Annotated in this window: 16 protein-coding genes; 11 read left to right on the top strand and 5 right to left on the bottom strand. The window is 72.2% G+C overall.

Annotated features, from left to right (window positions below; genetic code table 11):
- Positions 1–28 precede the first annotated feature (28 nt).
- From OIU81_RS10025 to mutM, 4 genes are all read left to right on the top strand, one after another.
- Complete coding sequence (locus tag OIU81_RS10025) at positions 29–625, top strand: YceD family protein (protein ID WP_329145983.1); 597 nt, start codon at positions 29–31, stop codon at positions 623–625.
- Between the two features lie 2 nt (positions 626–627).
- Positions 628–801, top strand: coding sequence for a 50S ribosomal protein L32 (gene rpmF / locus OIU81_RS10020; RefSeq protein ID WP_003951102.1), 174 nt, complete (start codon positions 628–630; stop codon positions 799–801).
- Positions 802–808: 7 nt separating this feature from the next.
- The gene (gene rnc / locus OIU81_RS10015) at positions 809–1,720 is read left to right on the top strand and encodes a ribonuclease III (RefSeq protein WP_329145981.1); all 912 of its coding nucleotides are present in this window, start codon (positions 809–811) and stop codon (positions 1,718–1,720) included.
- Positions 1,721–1,812: 92 nt separating this feature from the next.
- Positions 1,813–2,739 carry a bifunctional DNA-formamidopyrimidine glycosylase/DNA-(apurinic or apyrimidinic site) lyase gene (gene mutM / locus OIU81_RS10010; RefSeq protein ID WP_329145979.1) on the top strand — a complete coding sequence of 309 codons (927 nt, stop codon included), beginning with the start codon at positions 1,813–1,815 and terminating at the stop codon, positions 2,737–2,739.
- A 22-nt stretch (positions 2,740–2,761) separates the two neighbouring features.
- On the opposite strand, the gene OIU81_RS10005 is transcribed toward mutM, so the two are convergent.
- On the bottom strand, positions 2,762–3,187 hold the full coding sequence (locus OIU81_RS10005) for a winged helix-turn-helix transcriptional regulator (protein ID WP_329145978.1): 426 nt from the start codon (positions 3,185–3,187) through the stop codon (positions 2,762–2,764).
- Between the two features lie 135 nt (positions 3,188–3,322).
- On the opposite strand from OIU81_RS10005, the gene OIU81_RS10000 reads away from it, so the two are divergent.
- On the top strand, positions 3,323–3,928 hold the full coding sequence (locus OIU81_RS10000; RefSeq protein WP_329331047.1) for a flavodoxin family protein: 606 nt from the start codon (positions 3,323–3,325) through the stop codon (positions 3,926–3,928).
- A 126-nt stretch (positions 3,929–4,054) separates the two neighbouring features.
- Here the strand turns inward: OIU81_RS10000 and OIU81_RS09995 are convergent, their stop codons facing one another.
- Positions 4,055–4,987: a CAP domain-containing protein gene (locus tag OIU81_RS09995; RefSeq protein ID WP_443073959.1), complete on the bottom strand. Its 933-nt coding sequence runs from the start codon at positions 4,985–4,987 to the stop codon at positions 4,055–4,057.
- A 132-nt stretch (positions 4,988–5,119) separates the two neighbouring features.
- Here OIU81_RS09995 and OIU81_RS09990 point away from each other — a divergent pair, with 132 nt between their 5' ends.
- The 5 genes from OIU81_RS09990 to OIU81_RS09970 all read left to right on the top strand — a co-directional run bounded on the left by OIU81_RS09990 (position 5,120) and on the right by OIU81_RS09970 (position 12,141).
- Positions 5,120–5,401: an acylphosphatase gene (locus OIU81_RS09990; RefSeq protein WP_329145972.1), complete on the top strand. Its 282-nt coding sequence runs from the start codon at positions 5,120–5,122 to the stop codon at positions 5,399–5,401.
- A gap of 380 nt (positions 5,402–5,781) precedes the next feature.
- Positions 5,782–5,985, top strand: a complete 204-nt coding sequence (locus OIU81_RS09985; protein ID WP_006602857.1) for a hypothetical protein — start codon at positions 5,782–5,784, stop codon at positions 5,983–5,985.
- Positions 5,986–6,288: 303 nt separating this feature from the next.
- Positions 6,289–10,014, top strand: coding sequence for an AAA family ATPase (locus OIU81_RS09980; protein ID WP_329145970.1), 3,726 nt, complete (start codon positions 6,289–6,291; stop codon positions 10,012–10,014).
- 221 nt (positions 10,015–10,235) lie between these two features.
- Positions 10,236–11,654 carry a sugar porter family MFS transporter gene (locus OIU81_RS09975; RefSeq protein WP_329155006.1) on the top strand — a complete coding sequence of 473 codons (1,419 nt, stop codon included), beginning with the start codon at positions 10,236–10,238 and terminating at the stop codon, positions 11,652–11,654.
- Between the two features lie 220 nt (positions 11,655–11,874).
- Positions 11,875–12,141: a cupin domain-containing protein gene (locus OIU81_RS09970; protein WP_329155004.1), complete on the top strand. Its 267-nt coding sequence runs from the start codon at positions 11,875–11,877 to the stop codon at positions 12,139–12,141.
- Between the two features lie 22 nt (positions 12,142–12,163).
- On the opposite strand, the gene OIU81_RS09965 is transcribed toward OIU81_RS09970, so the two are convergent.
- Entirely contained in the window at positions 12,164–13,177 is a 1,014-nt protein-coding gene (locus tag OIU81_RS09965; RefSeq protein ID WP_329145968.1) for an LLM class flavin-dependent oxidoreductase, read from the bottom strand.
- A gap of 99 nt (positions 13,178–13,276) precedes the next feature.
- Positions 13,277–14,782 (bottom strand): purine-cytosine permease family protein, encoded by a 1,506-nt coding sequence (locus OIU81_RS09960; RefSeq protein ID WP_329145966.1) that lies wholly within the window; start codon positions 14,780–14,782, stop codon positions 13,277–13,279.
- Between the two features lie 491 nt (positions 14,783–15,273).
- Here OIU81_RS09960 and ftsY point away from each other — a divergent pair, with 491 nt between their 5' ends.
- A complete protein-coding gene (gene ftsY / locus OIU81_RS09955; RefSeq protein WP_329145964.1) occupies positions 15,274–16,503 on the top strand; it encodes a signal recognition particle-docking protein FtsY in 1,230 nt (409 codons plus the stop codon).
- Between the two features lie 189 nt (positions 16,504–16,692).
- Here the strand turns inward: ftsY and OIU81_RS09950 are convergent, their stop codons facing one another.
- Positions 16,693–17,361, bottom strand: coding sequence for a bifunctional DNA primase/polymerase (locus tag OIU81_RS09950; protein WP_329145962.1), 669 nt, complete (start codon positions 17,359–17,361; stop codon positions 16,693–16,695).
- Positions 17,362–17,573: the final 212 nt, after the last annotated feature.

Genomic DNA, 17,573 nt, shown 5'->3' with positions numbered 1-17,573 from the left:
CGCCCGCCTCGACCACCGTTCCCCTCTCGTGTTCGATACGCGCGAGCTGGGCCGGCGTCCCGGTGCGCTCAAGAGGGTCTCCCGCTCCGTCGAGGCCCCCCGGGACCTCGGCAACGAGGTCATCGCTGTGCCCGCGGGCGCGGCGATCGAGCTCGACCTCCGCCTGGAGTCGGTCATGGACGGGGTGCTTGTCACAGGCACCGGCCGTGCAACCGTCAAGGGGGAGTGCGTAAGGTGTCTGGAGCCGCTGGAGCGAGAGCTCGACGCGGACTTCCAGGAGATGTTCGCCTACCCCGACGCCGATGCCAGGGTCCATGAGGACGCCGGCGACGACGCCGAGGACGAGGAGGACACCCTCTTCCTCGAGGACGACCTGTTCGACCTCGAGCCCGTGCTGCGTGATGCGGTGGTGCTTGCACTGCCGATGCAGCCGGTGTGCCAGGACGACTGCCCGGGCCTGTGCTCCGACTGCGGAGTGCGGCTCGCGGACGACCCGGACCACCACCACGACGCCGTCGACATCCGTTGGGCGGCACTGCAGGGACTCGCCGGGACCGTCAAGGACGGCGAGAAGGACAACATGGGCGGCGCCGAAGCGGGCGTCGACGAGAAGCAGGAGAAGTAGCCGTGGCTGTTCCGAAGCGGAAGATGTCGCGCAGCAACACGCGCCACCGCCGGTCGCAGTGGAAGGCTGCGGTCCCCACCCTGGTGGCGTGCGAGCGCTGCCACGAGCCGAAGCAGCAGCACATCGCGTGCCCGAGCTGCGGCACCTACAACAAGCGCCAGGTCCTCGAGGTCTGAGCGGCTGGTGACAGGCTCCGTGTCTAGCCCCAAGAAGGCGCAAGACGCCCATGCGACTTCCCGCACACGCGGGGATGAACCGACTCCGGCGGACACGGCCTCGTCCCACACGCTTCTGGAAGGGCGGCTCGGGTACAAGCTCGAGACCGCCCTTCTGGTGCGTGCGCTGACGCACCGCTCGTTCGCATACGAGAACGGCGGTCTGCCCACCAACGAGCGGCTCGAATTCCTCGGGGATTCGGTGCTCGGCCTGGTGGTCACGGACACGCTGTACCGCATCCACCCCGACCTCCCGGAAGGCCAGCTGGCCAAGCTCCGGGCCGCGGTGGTCAACTCGCGTGCGCTTGCCGAGGTGGGCCGCGGCCTCGACCTCGGCGCCTTCATCCGCCTCGGACGGGGCGAAGAGGGCACGGGCGGCCGGGACAAGGCCTCCATCCTCGCCGACACCCTTGAAGCGGTGATCGGCGCGGTCTATCTCGACCAGGGTCTCGATGCGGCGGGTGAGCTGGTGCACCGGCTCTTCGACCCGCTGATCGAGAAGTCCTCCAGCCTGGGCGCCGGCCTGGACTGGAAGACGAGCCTCCAGGAACTCACCGCGACCGAAGGTCTCGGCGTCCCGGAATACCTGGTCACCGAGACCGGCCCGGACCACGAGAAGACCTTTACTGCTGCTGCCCGCGTCGGTGGTGTCTCGTACGGCACCGGCACCGGCCGCAGCAAGAAGGAAGCCGAGCAGCAGGCGGCGGAGTCCGCGTGGCGTGCGATCCGCGCCGCGGCGGACGAGGCGGCCAAGGCGGCGGCTTCCGGCGACGAGGAGTCGCCCGCACCCGGTGACCGCACCGATTCCACCGGAGCGGCCACCGCCGCGCAGCCCGACTCGGCTCCGGCCGCCGGCGACAGCCCGTCGTCGGCACACTGAAACCCCGCTTCTGACCCCTTCCGGGCGGCCCCGCGCCGCTCCGGACGGGGTCAGAGGTCTTTGTCGCCGCCACCGTTCCCGAGGAGCCCTCCGTGCCCGAGCTGCCCGAGGTCGAGGTCGTACGCCGCGGACTGGAGCGCTGGGTCAGCGGACGCACGATCGACACCGTCGAGGTACGCCATCCGCGAGCGATCCGCCGGCACACCGCCGGTGCGGCCGACTTCGCGGCCCGGCTGACGGGGCTGCGCGTCGGCGCCGCCCGCCGTCGCGGCAAGTACCTCTGGCTCCCGGTGACCGGCGGCGGCCCGGCCGCCCAGACCGCCGCCGAGGGCCTCACCCCGAGGGTCACCCCGTCCGTCACCCACGGGCTGGCGATCCTCGCCCACCTCGGCATGAGCGGTCAGCTGCTGGTCCAGCCGGCAGGCGCCCCCGACGAGAAGCATCTGCGGATCCGGCTGGGCTTCGCCGACGCCCTGGGCACCGAACTCCGCTTCGTCGACCAGCGCACCTTCGGCGGCCTCTCGCTGCATGACACCGTCCCCGGCGACCCCGACCTGCTTCCCGACGTGATCGCGCACATCGCCCGCGACCCGCTGGACCCCGCCTTCGACGACGCGGCCTTCCACGCCGCGCTGCGCCGCCGCCGGACCACCATCAAGCGGGCGCTGCTCGACCAGACGCTGATCAGCGGCGTCGGCAACATCTACGCCGACGAGGCGCTGTGGCGCAGCAGGCTCCACTACGAGCGGCCGACCGCCACCTTCACCCGTCCGCGCACCGCCGAACTGCTCGGCCACGTCCGGGACGTGATGAACGCCGCGCTCGCCGTCGGCGGCACCAGCTTCGACAGCCTCTACGTCAACGTCAACGGCGACTCCGGCTACTTCGACCGCTCCCTGGACGCCTACGGCCGGGAGGACGAACCCTGCGGCCGCTGCGGCACGCCCATCCGCCGCCGTCCCTGGATGAACCGCTCCAGCTACTTCTGCCCCCGCTGCCAGCGGCCGCCCCGGGCCTGAGCGCGGGGCGCGGGCCGGCGGGTCAGCCCGCGGTGTGCCGGGCGTCGTAGCGCTCCCGGGCCTGGAGCACCTGCGGCATCCGGTCCTCCACCAGGTCGATCAGCAGCCGTAGTTGACGGGCGACCTGGTTCCCCAGGGGCGTCAGCGCGTAATCCACCCTGGGCGGATTGGACTGCTGCGCCTCGCGGTGCACCAACCCGTCCCGCTCCAGCGCGTGCAGGGTCTGCGCCAGCATCTTCTCGCTGACCCCTTCGACCCGGCGCCGCAGCTCGTTGAAGCGGAAGGTCCCGTCGAGCAGCGCGCCCAGCGTCAGGCTGCCCCACCGGTCGGTGATGTGCTTGAGCGCCTCACGCGAGGGGCACTCGCGCGCGAACACGTCATAGGCCAGGTCGTCCGCACAGCCGGGGGCGGGCTCCCCGGCCGTTGCGGCACTGCTCTCGATCGCCATGGGGACACCCTACTCCCGCGCAGCGCTAACTAATGGGTTGCGCTTTCTAAAAGTTAGTGCTTCTCTTTTCCTCGTTGCAGCCGACGCTCCCGGGCACCGACCGCCCCGGGATGCCGTGATCTGGAGGAGAACACCGTGACCACCCCTGCCCTGCCCGCCCCCGTTGTCTCCATCGCCCACCACTCCGGCTTCGGCCACACCGCCGTACTGGCCGAGGCGGTACGGGCCGCGGCCACCGCGGCGGGCGCCACCGTCCACCTGATCAAGGTCGACGAGATCACCGAGGCGCAGTGGGAGCAGCTCGACGCCTCCGACGCGATCGTCTTCGGCTCGCCGACCTACATGGGTACGGCCTCCGGCGCCTTCCACACCTTCGCCGAGGCGACCGCCAAGCGCTGGGCCACCCGCGCCTGGCAGGACAAGCTCGCGGCGGGCTTCACCAACTCCGCCTCCAAGAGCGGCGACAAGCTGCACACCCTGCAGTTCTTCACCGTGCTCGCCGCCCAGCACGGGATGAGCTGGGTCAGCCTCAACCTGCTGCCCGGCTGGAACTCCTCCACCGGCTCCGAGAACGACCTGAACCGCCTGGGCTTCTTCCTGGGAGCCGGCGCCCAGTCGCCCAACGACCAGGGGGCCGAGGGGGTCCACAAGGCGGACATCGCCACCGCCGAGCACCTCGGACGCCGGATCGCCGAGCAGGCACGGATCTTCGCCGCCGGCCGGGCCGCCCTCGCCGCCTGACCGCCACCGCCGAACCGGCTCCCCACCGGCCGGTACACACAGGACGCCCGCCCCGCGCCGTGACGGATCACGGCGCGGGGCGGGCGTCTCCCGGCGGCCGGCCCGCGCTCGCCGGTCCGTGCCCTCCTAGAACCCGAAGTCCTGCGTCCACCACGGGCCGCCCGGCCCGAAGTGGGCGCCGACGCCCAGGGTCTTGTACTCGCAGTTGAGGATGTTGGCGCGGTGGCCGGGGCTCTTCATCCAGGAATCCATGACGGCCCGGGCGTCGGCCTGACCGCGGGCGATGTTCTCGCCACCCAGGTCGGAGATGCCCGCGGCCCGGGCGCGGTCCCAGGGGGTGTCGCCGTCCGGGTCGGTGTGGCCGAAGAAGCCGCGCCGGGCCATGTCGTCGCTGAACTGCTGCGCCAGACCGGCCAGTTGCCGGTCCGCCGTCACCGGCGAGCAGCCGGCCCGGTCGCGCTCCTGGTTGACCAGGGACAGGACCTGGGCCTCGGCGGCGGACCCCGCACCGGGCGTCTTCGACGGCGTCGCGGAGCGCTCGGGCGCGGCGGCGGACGACGGCCCGGCGGGCCGGGAGGGCCGGTGCGACCCGGCCTTGCCGGTGGGGGAGGTGGACGGCTGGTGCGGCGCGGGGGACGTCGGAGCGGTGGTGGGGGAGGAGGGGCGGCCGGTGCCGGGGGCCGCGGGGCGGGAGCCGCCGCGGCTCGCCTCGTGCGTGGCCCGGTCGCCCGGGTTCGCGGAGCTGCCGCCCAGTGGCGCGGTGGCCTCCGGCAGCGCGTCGGCCCGGGCTCGCTCGCCCTGATCGTCGCCGGTGCCCCCGTCGAACTGGCCGTGGCCGGGAATCAGTCCGGAGGCGGCCGCCACGGCTCCCATCGCCACCGCGGCGGAGACGCCGAGCAGTCCGGCGCGGACGGAGGCCGTACCGCGGCCGCGCCCCGCGCGATGTCCGCGCTGCCGGACACCGGCCGGCGCGCCGGTCCGCACAGCCGTCGGTGCGTCACCATGCCCCGCACGGGGGGCTTCAGGGGCTGGGGGAGCAGAGCGTCGATGGCGGCCCATCCGCGTTCGTCCTTCCGTCCTCAGCGTCAACCCGACTCACCCGAAAGAGTGAGCCTCGCTGTCGGGGGACTGTACGGGATGCCCTCCGGGGCTGAGGTGACCGCTGAGCAATTGGCCGGTTAACGTGCACACATGAACGAAGCAGTCCGTGTGACCGCGTGGGTGCGAGGTCAGGTCCAGGGCGTCGGATTCCGCTGGTTCACCCGGGCCAACGCCCTTCGCATCGGGGAACTTGCCGGATTCGCGGTCAATCTCGGTGACGGCCGGGTCCAGGTCGTCGCCGAGGGGCCGAGGGATCACTGCGACGCGTTGCTGGAGTGGCTCCGGACCGGAGACACGCCCGGGCGGGTCGACGGAGTCACTGAGATATGGGACACGCCCCGCGGCGGTTACGACGGCTTCGAGATCCGCTGAGGGGCCCCGCCGAAACCGGCTGTACGACCGTCAGAGGCGATCTTGGGGACGCGTCCTTGTCCGCAGCTCATGGGAGATAACGCCTGGTGGTTGCCAACTCGGCCGACCCGTGCAAGGCTGCCGCTGTACGGATGATCTCCACGCCCCCGCGGGACCTTTCTGGGGAGTCGGCGCAGCGCCCTCGCGGCCGCGCACTCTCAGGTGCCCGAGGATACGGGGTGTGATCGTGTTGACCGTCAAACCGTTTGGTGAGACTCTGGAATCCCCGCGCACCTTAGCTGTTTGGCATTGAGTACACCAGGAATGACAAGCACCGCGGGTGCGAATCCCTCACGACCCAACCGCTTCGGTCGGTCACTCATTGTGGAGGACCATCCATCATGGCAAAGGCGCTTCTCGGTTACGTCGGCGGCTCCGACCCCCGAGTCCTCTCCGAGATGCGACGGCTTCAGCAGCGCGTCCAAGACCTGGAATCCGAACTGATTCGGATGCAGGCCGAAAACGACATGCTGTCCGCTGCCGCACGTCGCGACGACTCGATGCTCGACATCGACGTACCCCAGGCGGAGCCCGCGCTCACCTGACCCCGCCCCCAGGGCCGGCAGGGCTGCTCGCCAGCCGCTTGAGGCACCGTTCTCTTCAAGATCTTCAAGGGACGCTTCGGCGTCCCTTCGTCGTTTCCCGGTTCTTGGTCCGACGGCCATTCGTGCGGACCCTGCGGTCCATTCGGCCGTGCCCGCCCCTCTCTTACCGCATGATGTGCCCTGCACTTTCCGCCATGAAACCGAAAAGGAACGGCGCGGTGTACGGGGGGTGATGCGGGGCCGGTGACCGGCGCCGGAATGTTGGGGCCGCCCGTCCGGGAGCGGCCGGTAGAGTCCAACGGCGTGCACCTCAAGAGTCTGACCCTGCGAGGCTTCAAGTCCTTCGCCTCCGCCACGACGCTCCGGTTCGAACCGGGCATCACCTGCGTCGTGGGCCCCAACGGATCCGGCAAGTCCAATGTCGTGGATGCGCTGTCCTGGGTCATGGGCGAGCAGGGTGCCAAGTCGCTGCGCGGCGGGAAGATGGAGGACGTCATCTTCGCCGGGACGACCGGGCGGCCGCCGCTCGGCCGGGCCGAGGTCGCGCTCACCATCGACAACTCCGACGGCGCACTGCCGATCGAGTACGCCGAAGTCACCCTCACCCGGATCATGTTCCGCAACGGCGGCAGCGAGTACCAGATCAACGGGGACACCTGCCGGCTGCTCGACATCCAGGAACTGCTCTCCGATTCCGGTATCGGCCGGGAGATGCATGTCATCGTCGGCCAGGGCCAGCTCGACTCCGTGCTGCACGCCGACCCGATGGGCCGCCGGGCGTTCATCGAGGAGGCGGCCGGCGTCCTCAAGCACCGCAAGCGCAAGGAGAAGGCGCTGCGGAAGCTGGAGGCGATGAAGGCCAATCTCGCCCGGGTCCAGGATCTGACCGACGAGCTGCGCCGCCAGCTCAAGCCGCTGGGGCGGCAGGCCGCGGTCGCCCGGCGCGCCGCCGTCATCCAGGCCGACCTGCGCGACGCCCGGCTGCGGCTGCTCGCCGACGATCTCGTCACCCTGCGCCGGGCACTGCGCGCCGAGATCGAGGACGAGGCGGCACTCAAGGAACGCAAGCAGGCCGCCGAGGCCCGGCTGCGCACCGCCCAGCAGCAGGAGGCGGCGCTGGAGGAGGAGGTCCGCACGCTCACCCCGCGGCTGCAGCGTGCGCAGCAGACCTGGTACGAGCTGTCCCGGCTCGCGGAGCGGGTGCGCGGCACGATCTCGCTGGCCGAGGCCCGGGTCAAGAGCGCCTCGGCGGCTCCGCCGGACGAGCGGCAGGGGCGCGACCCGCAGGAGATGGAGCGCGAGGCGGCCCGGATCCGTGAGCAGGAGGCGGAGTTGACGGCGGCGCTGGAGGCGGCGAGCCGGGCGCTGGAGGACACCGTCGAACACCGTGCCGGGCTGGAGCGGCAGTTGGCGGACGAGGAGCGGCGGCTGCGGGACGTGGCCCGGGCCATCGCCGACCGCCGCGAGGGCCTGGCCCGGCTGAGCGGGCAGGTCACCGCCGCCCGTGGCCGGGCCGCCTCGGCGCAGGCGGAGATCGGCCGGCTCGTCGAGGCCCGGGACGCCGCACACAGCCGGGCGAGCGCAGCGCAGGAGGAGTACGAACAGCTCAAGGCCGAGGTCGACGGCCTGGACGCGGACGACGACGCGCTCGGGGAGCGGCATGCGGCGGCCCGCCGGGAGCTGGCGGCGGCGGAGACCGCGCTGACCGCCGCGCGCGAGGCGCTGACCGCGGCCGAGCGCAGCCGGGCCGCGACCGCCGCCCGGCACGACGCGCTGGCGCTGGGGCTGCGGCGCAAGGACGGCAGCGGTGCGCTGCTGGCCGCCGCGGACCGGCTCAGCGGGCTGCTCGGGCCGGCGGCGGAACTGCTCACCGTCACCCCCGGCTTCGAGATCCCGGTGGCCGCGGCCCTCGGTGCGGCCGCGGACGCCCTCGCCGTCACCGGCCCGGGCACCGCTGCCGAGGCCATCCGGCTGCTGCGTGCCCAGGACGCGGGGCGGGCGGCGATGGTGGTGGGGGGAAGTGGGAGTGAAACCGGCAGCGGTAGCGGGCGGGTGCCCGGGCCCGCGCGGGCCGTGGACGTCCCCGTGACCGTGGAGGCCGTGGAGGCCGTGGGTGCCACCGAGGCTCCGGGCGGGGCTCTGCCGGGCGGGCCCGAGGGGGTGCGCGGGGCGCCGGATACCCGTGGGACGGCCGTGCACCGGGTCCCCGGTCCGCGCTCCGCGCCCGTACCGGCGGACGAGCTGGTGAGGGGGCCCGCGCAGTTGTCGGCCGCCGTGGCCCGTCTGCTGCGGGACGTCGTGGTGGTCGGCACGCTGGAGGACGCCGAGGAGCTGGTGGCCGCGCGGCCGGAGCTGACGGCCGTGACCGGCGAGGGCGATCTGCTCGGGGCGCATTTCGCGCAGGGCGGCTCCGCCGGGGCGCCGAGTCTGCTGGAAGTACAGGCGTCCGTGGACGAGGCGGCGGCCGAGCTTCAGGAGTTGGCGGGACGCTGCGAGGAGCTGGCCGGGGCGCAGCGGGACGCGGCGGAGCGCCGTACGGAGTGTGCCGCGCTGGTCGAGGAGCTGGCCGAGCGGCGGCGGGCGGCGGACCGGGAGAAGTCGAAGGTCGCGGGCGATCTGGGCCGGCTCGGCGGCCAGGCCCGGGCGGCCGCGGGCGAGGCCGAGCGGTCCGGTGCGGCCGCCGCCCGGGCCGAGGAGGCGCTGGCGCGGGCCACCGAGGAGGCCGAGGAGCTGGCCGAGCGGCTCGCGGTGGCCCAGGAGGACCCGGGCGCCGGGGACGAGGAGCCCGATACGTCCGTGCGGGACCGGCTGGCCGCGGACGGTGCCAACGCGCGGCAGACCGAGATGGAGGCCCGGCTCCAGGCGCGCACGCACGAGGAGCGGGTCAAGGCGCTCGCCGGGCGGGCGGACGCGCTGGACCGCGGAGCACGGGCCGAGCGCGAGGCACGGGCCCGGGCCGAGCGCCGGCGGGCCCGGCTGCGGCACGAGGCGGAGGTGGCCGGCGCGGTCGCCTCGGGCGCCCGGCAGCTGCTGGCGCATGCCGAGGTGTCGGCCGTACGGGCCGAGGAGGAGCGCGCCGCCGCCGAGCGGGCCAAGGACGCGCGGGAACAGGCACTGGTGGCCGCGCGTCACCAGGGCCGGGAGCTGAAGTCCGAGCTGGACAAGCTGACCGACTCGATGCACCGCGGGGAGGTGCTCGGCGCGGAGAAGCGGCTGCGGATCGAGCAGCTGGAGAGCAGGGCGCTGGAGGAGCTGGGGGTGGAGCCGGCCGGGCTGATCTCCGAGTACGGTCCCGAGCAGCCCGTTCCCCCGTCGCCGGCCGCCGAGGGCGAGGTGCTCCCGGACGACCCGGAGGATCCGCGCAACCAGCCGGTCCCCTATGTACGGGCCGAGCAGGAGAAGCGGCTCAAGGCGGCCGAGCGGGCGTATCAGCAACTCGGGAAGGTGAATCCGCTGGCGCTGGAGGAATTCGCCGCGCTGGAGGAGCGGCACCAGTTCCTGAGCGAGCAGCTCGAAGACCTGAAGAAGACCCGGGCCGACCTGATGCAGGTGGTCAGGGAGGTCGACGAGCGGGTGGAGCAGGTCTTCACCGAGGCGTACCACGACACCGCCCGCGAGTTCGAGGGCGTCTTCTCGCGGCTCTTCCCGGGTGGCGAGGGGCGGCTGGTGCTGACCGACCCGGGCGACATGCTGGCGACCGGGGTGGACGTGGAGGCACGTCCGCCGGGCAAGAAGGTCAAGCGGCTCTCGCTGCTCTCGGGCGGGGAGCGGTCGCTGACCGCGGTGGCCCTGCTGGTGTCGATCTTCAAGGCGCGGCCCAGTCCGTTCTACGTGATGGACGAGGTGGAGGCCGCGCTCGACGACACCAATCTGCAGCGGCTGATCGGGCTCATGGAAGAGCTGCAGGAGAGTTCGCAGCTGATTGTGATCACTCATCAGAAGCGGACAATGGAGGTCGCGGACGCGCTCTACGGGGTGTCGATGCAGGGCGACGGAGTCTCCAAGGTCATCAGTCAGCGTCTGCGGTGATCGCGCGGAGTGCCCGACGACCCATCAGTTCATAACTTGAATGAATGACCACCCGGACGGTGGCGAAACAAATTCATCACGGCCTATTGACTTCGAAACTTGAAGGCATAGTCTCTGCAACGTTGCTTTTACCTTCAAGTGGTGGGTTCCCCCAACCATCTGCGCCACTGAAGGGCCAGCCCCCGATGCCCGGCAGCGCAGCCGGGCCCCTGGAGTTCACGTTGACCAGCACCGCGCAGCCGACGGTCCCGGAAGGCCGTAAGGCCCACCCCGAACACCTCGGCCATGTCATCTTCATAACCGCGGCTGCCGCGATGGGCGGCTTCCTCTTCGGCTATGACAGCTCCGTCATCAACGGTGCCGTCGAGGCGATCCGCAGCCGCTATGACGTAGGGTCCGCCGTCCTCGCCCAGGTGATCGCCGTGGCGCTGATCGGCTGTGCCATCGGCGCCGCCACCGCCGGCCGGGTCGCGGACCGCATCGGCCGCATCCGGGTGATGCAGATCGCCGCCGTGCTGTTCACCGTCAGCGCCGTCGGGTCCGCTCTGCCGTTCGCCCTGTGGGACCTCGCCTTCTGGCGGGTCATCGGCGGCTTCGCGATCGGTATGGCCTCGGTCATCGGCCCGGCCTACATCGCCGAGGTCTCGCCGTCCGCCTACCGCGGCCGTCTCGGCTCGTTCCAGCAGGCCGCGATCGTCGTCGGCATCGCCATCTCCCAGCTCGTGAACTGGGGCATCCTCAACCTCGCCGACGGCCAGCAGCGCGGCAAGATCGCCGGCCTGGAGGCCTGGCAGTGGATGCTCGGCGTGATGGTCGTCCCGGCCGTGCTCTACGGTCTGCTGTCCTTCGTGATCCCCGAGTCGCCGCGTTACCTGATCTCCGTCGGCAAGGTCTCCCGCGCCAAGGAGGTGCTGGCCGAGGTCGAGGGCCGCTCGGTGAACCTCGACACCCGGGTCGGCGAGATCCAGGACGCGATGCGCCGCGAGCACAAGTCGTCGTTCAAGGACCTGCTCGGCAGCAAGATGGGCTTCCTGCCGATCGTCTGGGTCGGTATCGGGCTCTCGGTCTTCCAGCAGCTGGTCGGCATCAACGTCGCGTTCTACTACTCCTCGGCGCTGTGGCAGTCCGTCGGGATCGACCCGAGCGCCTCGTTCTTCTACAGCTTCACCACGTCGATCATCAACATCATCGGCACCGTGATCGCGATGATCTTCGTCGACAAGATCGGCCGCCGTCCGCTGGCGCTGATCGGCTCGGTGGGTATGGCCCTCGCGCTCGGCCTGGAGGCATGGGCGTTCTCCGCCAAGACCGCGGCCGGCACCCTGCCGACCACCGAAGGCACCGTGGCCCTGATCGCCGCCCACGGATTCGTGCTCTTCTTCGCGCTCTCCTGGGGCGTCGTGGTCTGGGTCTTCCTGGGCGAGATGTTCCCGAACAAGATCCGTGCCGCCGCGCTGGGCGTCGCCGCCTCCGCGCAGTGGATCGCCAACTGGGCCATCACGGCCAGCTTCCCGAGCCTGTCGGACTGGAACCTCTCGGGTACCTACGTCATCTACATGGTCTTCGCCCTGCTCTCGATCCCCTTCGTGCTGAGGTACGTCAAGGAGACCAAGGGCAAGGCGTTGGAGGAGATGGGCTAACCCCCCGCCAGCCCTTCTCCTCAGTACTGGGTACTGCCCCGGGTCAACAGGGACCCCGGGCAGTACCCGTTTTTTTGTGCCCGGGATCCCTGCCGGCCGGGGGCGCCGGGTGCCGAAGACCTCGGCGGCGCAGCCGAGTTCGAAGGTCGACCGGGGCGGGCGCACCAGCGCCACCACGGGGTGAAGGGAGTCCTGCCGCCGACCGCACCCGGTCAAAGAGCTGTTCCCGGGCATCCGCAGCCGGCCGCTGTGGACCGGCGGCAACGGGGCGAAGGCCCAGGTGCTGGAGATGGACCCGGGCAGCTGCCGGGAAGGCCTCGATGTCCACGCGCCGGGGCCCGAGGAGGTCTTCGTGGTCTCGGGCACCTTCCACGACGGTGACCGGGCCCATCCGGCCGGCACCTTCCTCCACGCCCCGGCCGGCTCCAGGTACGTACCGCAGTCCGAGAACGGCTGCACCTTGTTCGTCTTCTCCCCCGAGGGCTGAACCCGCCGCCGGCCGTCCGCCGTCAGACCGTCAGCCGCGGCAGCACCCGCTCGGCGAACAGATGCAGCGAGCGCCAGCCCTCGTCGACCGGCATCCCGCCGCACAGCGGATGCAGGATCAGCGAGCCGCGGCCGCCCTCCTGCCGGGCGAGGCGCAGGCACTCGTCGGGGGTGACGACGCGGTAGACGCCCTCCTGGCGCAGCGCGGCGACGTCCCGGGCGGACGAGCGCACCGCGGAGCGGCTGCCGGCGGACTGCCAGGAGGCGTACGTCATCGCCTCGTGCAGCAGATGACCGCCGTACTCGGCCCAGGTGCGGTCCGGGTCCTCGGCGACATGGAGCAGCGAGGTCCGCTCGGGCGGCTGCCACACCCAGCCTTCGGTGCCGCAGTGCGCCCGCCGCTCGTGGTAGTAGGCCTCCAGCGCGGGGAGGCGGGCGCTGGGGAAGAACGGGAGCCCCAGGCGGGCGGCGCGCCAGGCCGCGGCCCGTGAGCTGCCGCCGATCAGCAGCAGCGGGTGCGGCCGGGTGCAGGGGCGCGGGGTGACCTGGACGGTTCGCCCCCGGTAGGTGAACGGTTCGCCGGTCCAGGCCGAGAGCAGGGCCGTCAGTACCTCGTCCTGGAGGGCGCCGCGCTGCCGCCAGTCCTTGCCGTGCGCCGCGTACTCCTCGGGCCGGTAGCCGAGGCCGGCGACGGTGGTCAGCCGGCCGCCGCTGAGCAGGTCGAGCGAGGCGATGTCCTCGGCCAGCCGCAGTGGGTCGTGCAGCGGGGTGATCAGGGCGGAGACGGTGACGCCGATACGGCGGGTGGCGCCGAAGACGGCGCCCGCGAAGGTGAGCGGGGAGGGGATCCAGCCGTTGGTGGTGGCGTGGTGCTCCTCGGTCTGGACCATGGTGAAGCCGCGGTCGTCGGCGAACGCCGCCATCTCGACGGCCGCGCGGTAGCGGGCGGACAGCGTGGCGGGCGTGGGCGCGGGATCGACCAGGTTGCAGCGCAGGACCGTCACGGGCGGGGCGGGCAGGGCAGTCACGTCAGTCACAGCAGACGTCCCCTTCGCCGGCGGTGGGCGAAGGGGACGTTAGCTGACGGAGTGTCAGGTTGCCAGGGGAAGGGTCCGGCCGGACGGGAACGGGCGGTCTCAGCTCACCTCGGCCAGGCGGCGGTCCGCCGCCGACGGCTCGTCCGCGGACGCCGGGGCGCTCTCCCCAGTGCTCGGGGCGGTCTCCCTGGCCGCGGGCAGCACGGCGAAGATCACCGCGGCGATGACGATCGTGGCCGCCCAGCCCAGGCCGTTCTCGCCGATCCAGGTGGTGGCCAGCGGGCCGGTGAACCACTGGACCTTGGTGAAGCACAGGCCCGCGACGAGGGCCACGGCCCAGGCGGTCATGGCCTGCCAGCAGTAGCCGCCGGTGTACCAGTAGCGGCTGGTGCGGCCGGTGTTCATCAGGCTCGCGGCGTCATAGCGCACCGCCAGCTTGCGCCGCCGGGCCATGTCGACGCCGTAGACGCCGATCCAGGCGGAGAAGGAGACCGCCAGCAGCGTCAGGAAGGCGATGAACTGGCCGATGAAGTCCTTGGCCACCAGCATCATGAACAGGCCGCCCACCAGGCTGATGACGGCATTGATGCTGACCGCGAGGGCGCGCGGCAGCTTGACACCCATGGTCTGGGCGGTGAAGCCCGCGGAGTACATCGACAGGCTGTTGATCAGCACCATGCCGACCAGCGCGGTGATCAGGTACGGCACCGCGAGCCAGGACGGCAGGATGGTGCCGAGGAACGACATCGGGTCGGTGTTCCGGCCGGCCAGCCCCGGGTTGGAGACCGCCATCACGCCGCCCATCAGCACCATCGGCAGCAGCACCAGCGCGGCACCGGAGACCGTCGCGCCGACGATCTTCCGGCCGGACGCGGAGTGCGGGAGGTAGCGCGCGAAGTCGGGGCCGGTGGGCACCCAGCTGATCCCGCCGGCCGCGATGGTGCCGACGCCCGCGATCACCATCGCGGTGGTGCCGGCCTTCTTGGCGAAGACGGCGTCCCAGTCCATCGTGGCGATCAGGTAGACCAGCACCATGATGCTGAACAGGCCGAACAGGTACGTCGAGTACTTGTTGCAGACGTTCAGCGCCTTGCGGCCCATGCCGCTCACCACGTAGGTGACGGCCACGAAGCCGAGCAGGGTGACGACCACGAGGACGTTGTTGCTCTCGATGCCGAAGAGCAGATGCAGCACCGTCAGCACCGCATAGGCGCCGGTGACCGCGTTGATCGTCTCCCAGCCGAAGCGGGCGACCCACAGGATCGAACCGGGGAAGTAGTTGCCGCGCACGCCGAAGGCGGCCCGCGAGAGCATCGCGCCGGGCGCGCCGCCCCACTTGCCGGAGACCGACAGCACGCCCACCATGCCGAAGGCGACGGCGGCGGCGATCGCGGCCACCAGCAGGACCTGCCAGAAATTCAGCCCGTTGCTCACCACGAGCGCGGCGCCCATGGTGAGCAGCAGCACGCTGATGTTGGCGGCGACCCAGGTGGGGAAGAGCTCACGGACCCGGCCCCGGCGTTCGTGGTCGGGAACCGGCTCGATGCCGCGGGTCTCAACGGCGCCTTCGGGCGCGGGAGCGGAAGTGGACGGCGTGGTGCCCATGGGCGCTGGACTCTCCGTGCGGGGATCTGGGGGGCACCCCCGGACAGGAGGTGCAGGCAGCGGCTGTGGTGCCTGGCCAGAAATGGTTGCCAGGACTCTACGCGCGTTGCGCGGCCGCCCGCCATCGTACTTTGATCCAACTTCCGCCGCTTTGCATCGTTGGACCCCACGACGACGACGAGTGTCACCCAGGTTCGTCGAAGAGGCCAGCCGGACCGTCCCGACCAGGCGGAACGCGAGAGGGGCCGGGCGCCGCGCACCCCGGGAGCCGCCGGCCGTCACGGCCCCTCCGAGGCGCCGGCCGCCGGCGGGATCCACGTCGCGTCGCCCTCGGCGCGTCCGCCTCCGGATGTGCCGCGCGGTGCCGGCAGGCCGGCCCCAAGGGCTGAATCCGGCCACACCGCACCGGCGGAGGAGGTCCGGGGCGGGGCCCGTGCGGATTCGGCGCGTGCAGTCCCCGGGGCCGGGGCGTGGCTGATACTGGAGGGGTTATGGAAACCGTCATCCTTGCCGTCATCATCGCCGTGGTCGTGCTCGGCACGATCAGCGGGCTCGTCGTCAGCGGCCGCAAGAAGAAGAAGCTGCCGCCGCCCCCGCCGGCCGCCCCCCAGCCCTCCGTCACCGCGCCCCCCGCCGAACCGCAGGTCGGCGAGGAGGCCGAAGCCCCCCGCGACGAAGAGCGTCGCACCATCGAAGAAGTCACGCTGCCCACCGCCGAGGCCCCCGTGGCCGAGGCACCGGCCGCCGAGCCGGAGGCGCCCGTCGCCCCCGCGGTCGAGGTCCCCGAGCCCACCGCGGGCCGACTGGTCCGGCTGCGCTCCCGGCTCTCCCGTTCCCAGAACACCCTGGGCAAGGGCCTGCTCACCCTGCTGTCCCGCGAACACCTCGACGAGGACACCTGGGAGGAGATCGAGGACACCCTGCTGACCGCCGATGTCGGCGTCGCCCCCACCCAGGAGCTGGTCGAGCGGCTGCGGGAGCGGGTCAAGGTCCTCGGTACCCGCACCCCCGAGGGCCTGCGCGCGCTGCTGCGTGAGGAGCTCCTCACCCTCATCGGCACGGACGCCGACCGCTCCGTGCACACCGCCAACGGCATCGGCAACGGCGGCGACGAGATCCCCGGCGTCGTGATGGTCGTCGGCGTCAACGGCACCGGCAAGACCACCACCACCGGCAAGCTCGCCCGTGTCCTGGTCGCCGACGGCAGGTCCGTGGTCCTCGGCGCCGCCGACACCTTCCGCGCCGCCGCCGCCGACCAGCTGCAGACGTGGGGCGAGCGGGTCGGTGCCCGCACGGTCCGCGGACCCGAGGGCGGCGACCCCGCCTCGATCGCCTTCGACGCGGTGAAGGAGGGCATCGCCGAGTCCGCCGATGTCGTCCTCATCGACACCGCCGGCCGGCTGCACACCAAGACCGGCCTGATGGACGAGCTCGGCAAGGTCAAGCGGGTCCTCGAGAAGCACGGGCCGGTCGGCGAGGTGCTGCTCGTCCTGGACGCCACCACCGGCCAGAACGGCCTGGTCCAGGCCCGCGTCTTCGCCGAGGTCGTGGACATCACCGGTGTGGTGCTCACCAAGCTCGACGGCACCGCCAAGGGCGGCATCATCGTCGCCGTCCAGCGCGAACTGGGCGTGCCGGTGAAGCTGATCGGCCTGGGCGAGGGAGCGGACGACCTCGCGCCGTTCGAGCCCGAGGCATTCGTGGACGCCCTGATCGACTGACGCCGCCGCGAGGAGGCCACGCCCCGGCAGCCCGGCCCCCGGCACCCGCACACGGCGGGTACCGGGGGCCGGGGCCGTTTCCGGCCCGGAGTCCCCGGGAGGGCGGGGCCGATGACGGCCGTGCGGTGGATGCCGGGCGTGCCGGGGCGTACCCGCCGCGCTCGCCCGCGGAGCCGCTGCGGCCGGCGCTCAGGCCGCCGAGCGGTGGCAGACGTACGCCAGGATGCCCACCATCAGCCGGGCCCGCGGGGGCCGGTCCGCGGTGTCCAGGGTGGGCGGGCGCAGCCAGCGCACCGGACCGTGGCCGCCGAGGTCGGAGGGCGGTGCGGTGAGGTGATCGCCGGGGCCCAGGGAGCGCAGATCGAGCGCGGCGTCGTCCCAGCCCATGCGGTAGAGCAGATCGGGGAGCTGCCCGGCCGCGCCGGGGGCGACGAAGAACTGCGCGCGCCCCGTCGGAGTCAGCGCGACCGGGCCCAGCGGCAGACCCATGCGCTCCAGCCGCGCCAGCGCGTGCCGCCCCGCGGCCTCCGGCACGTCGAGGATGTCGAAGGAGCGACCCACCGGCAGCAGGATCGCGGCGCCCGGTGTCTCCGCCCACGCCACGCCGGCCTTCTCCCAGGTGGCCCCGGCCGGCAGTTCCTCGCCGAAGGCCAGCGGGTGGGCGCCGGGGGAGGGGCAGTCGGCGGCGCCGCACGAACAGTCCGTGCGGCCGCTGCCCGCGCGCACCGCCCGGGCGCCGGGGGCGACGTCCCAGCCCCACAGTCCGGTGTACTCCGCCACCGCCGAGATCTCCGACGAGCGGGCGCGGCGCCGGGAGCCGGAACGAATCTCTCGGATGCCGCCGATCGTGAAGCCCATACCCCCTCCAACGGGTGGTGCGTGCCAGTGGTTACGAGTCGGTGGGTTGACGTCGTGGCGCCGTTCACGCTCCGTTGACTGTCCGCGGTGCCGGTGGTGTGACGTGGTGGGCCGGGTGGTGCGGAGCACCGTGTGAGCCCTTGCGCGCTCCGCTCCGCCCGGCCGCGTTCGACCTGTGTCAAGTCAATCGCGAGAGCCGGGTGGGGAGTTCA

Source organism: Streptomyces sp. NBC_01454 (assembly GCF_036227565.1).
In the GTDB taxonomy this organism is placed as follows: domain Bacteria; phylum Actinomycetota; class Actinomycetes; order Streptomycetales; family Streptomycetaceae; genus Streptomyces.
This window is presented reverse-complemented; position numbering and strand designations above follow the sequence as displayed.

Bases quoted from the DNA above. Each gene is read 5' to 3' on its own strand.
- OIU81_RS10005 (WP_329145978.1), bottom strand. From the start codon at position 3,187: ATGGCGATCGAGAGCAGTGCCGCAACGGCCGGGGAGCCCGCCCCCGGC.
- OIU81_RS09995 (WP_443073959.1), bottom strand. From the start codon at position 4,987: ATGGGCCGCCATCGACGCTCTGCTCCCCCAGCCCCTGAAGCCCCCCGT.
- OIU81_RS09990 (WP_329145972.1), top strand. From the start codon at position 5,120: ATGAACGAAGCAGTCCGTGTGACCGCGTGGGTGCGAGGTCAGGTCCAG.
- OIU81_RS09985 (WP_006602857.1), top strand. From the start codon at position 5,782: ATGGCAAAGGCGCTTCTCGGTTACGTCGGCGGCTCCGACCCCCGAGTC.
- OIU81_RS09960 (WP_329145966.1), bottom strand. From the start codon at position 14,782: ATGGGCACCACGCCGTCCACTTCCGCTCCCGCGCCCGAAGGCGCCGTT.
- ftsY (WP_329145964.1), top strand. From the start codon at position 15,274: ATGGAAACCGTCATCCTTGCCGTCATCATCGCCGTGGTCGTGCTCGGC.
- OIU81_RS09950 (WP_329145962.1), bottom strand. From the start codon at position 17,361: ATGGGCTTCACGATCGGCGGCATCCGAGAGATTCGTTCCGGCTCCCGG.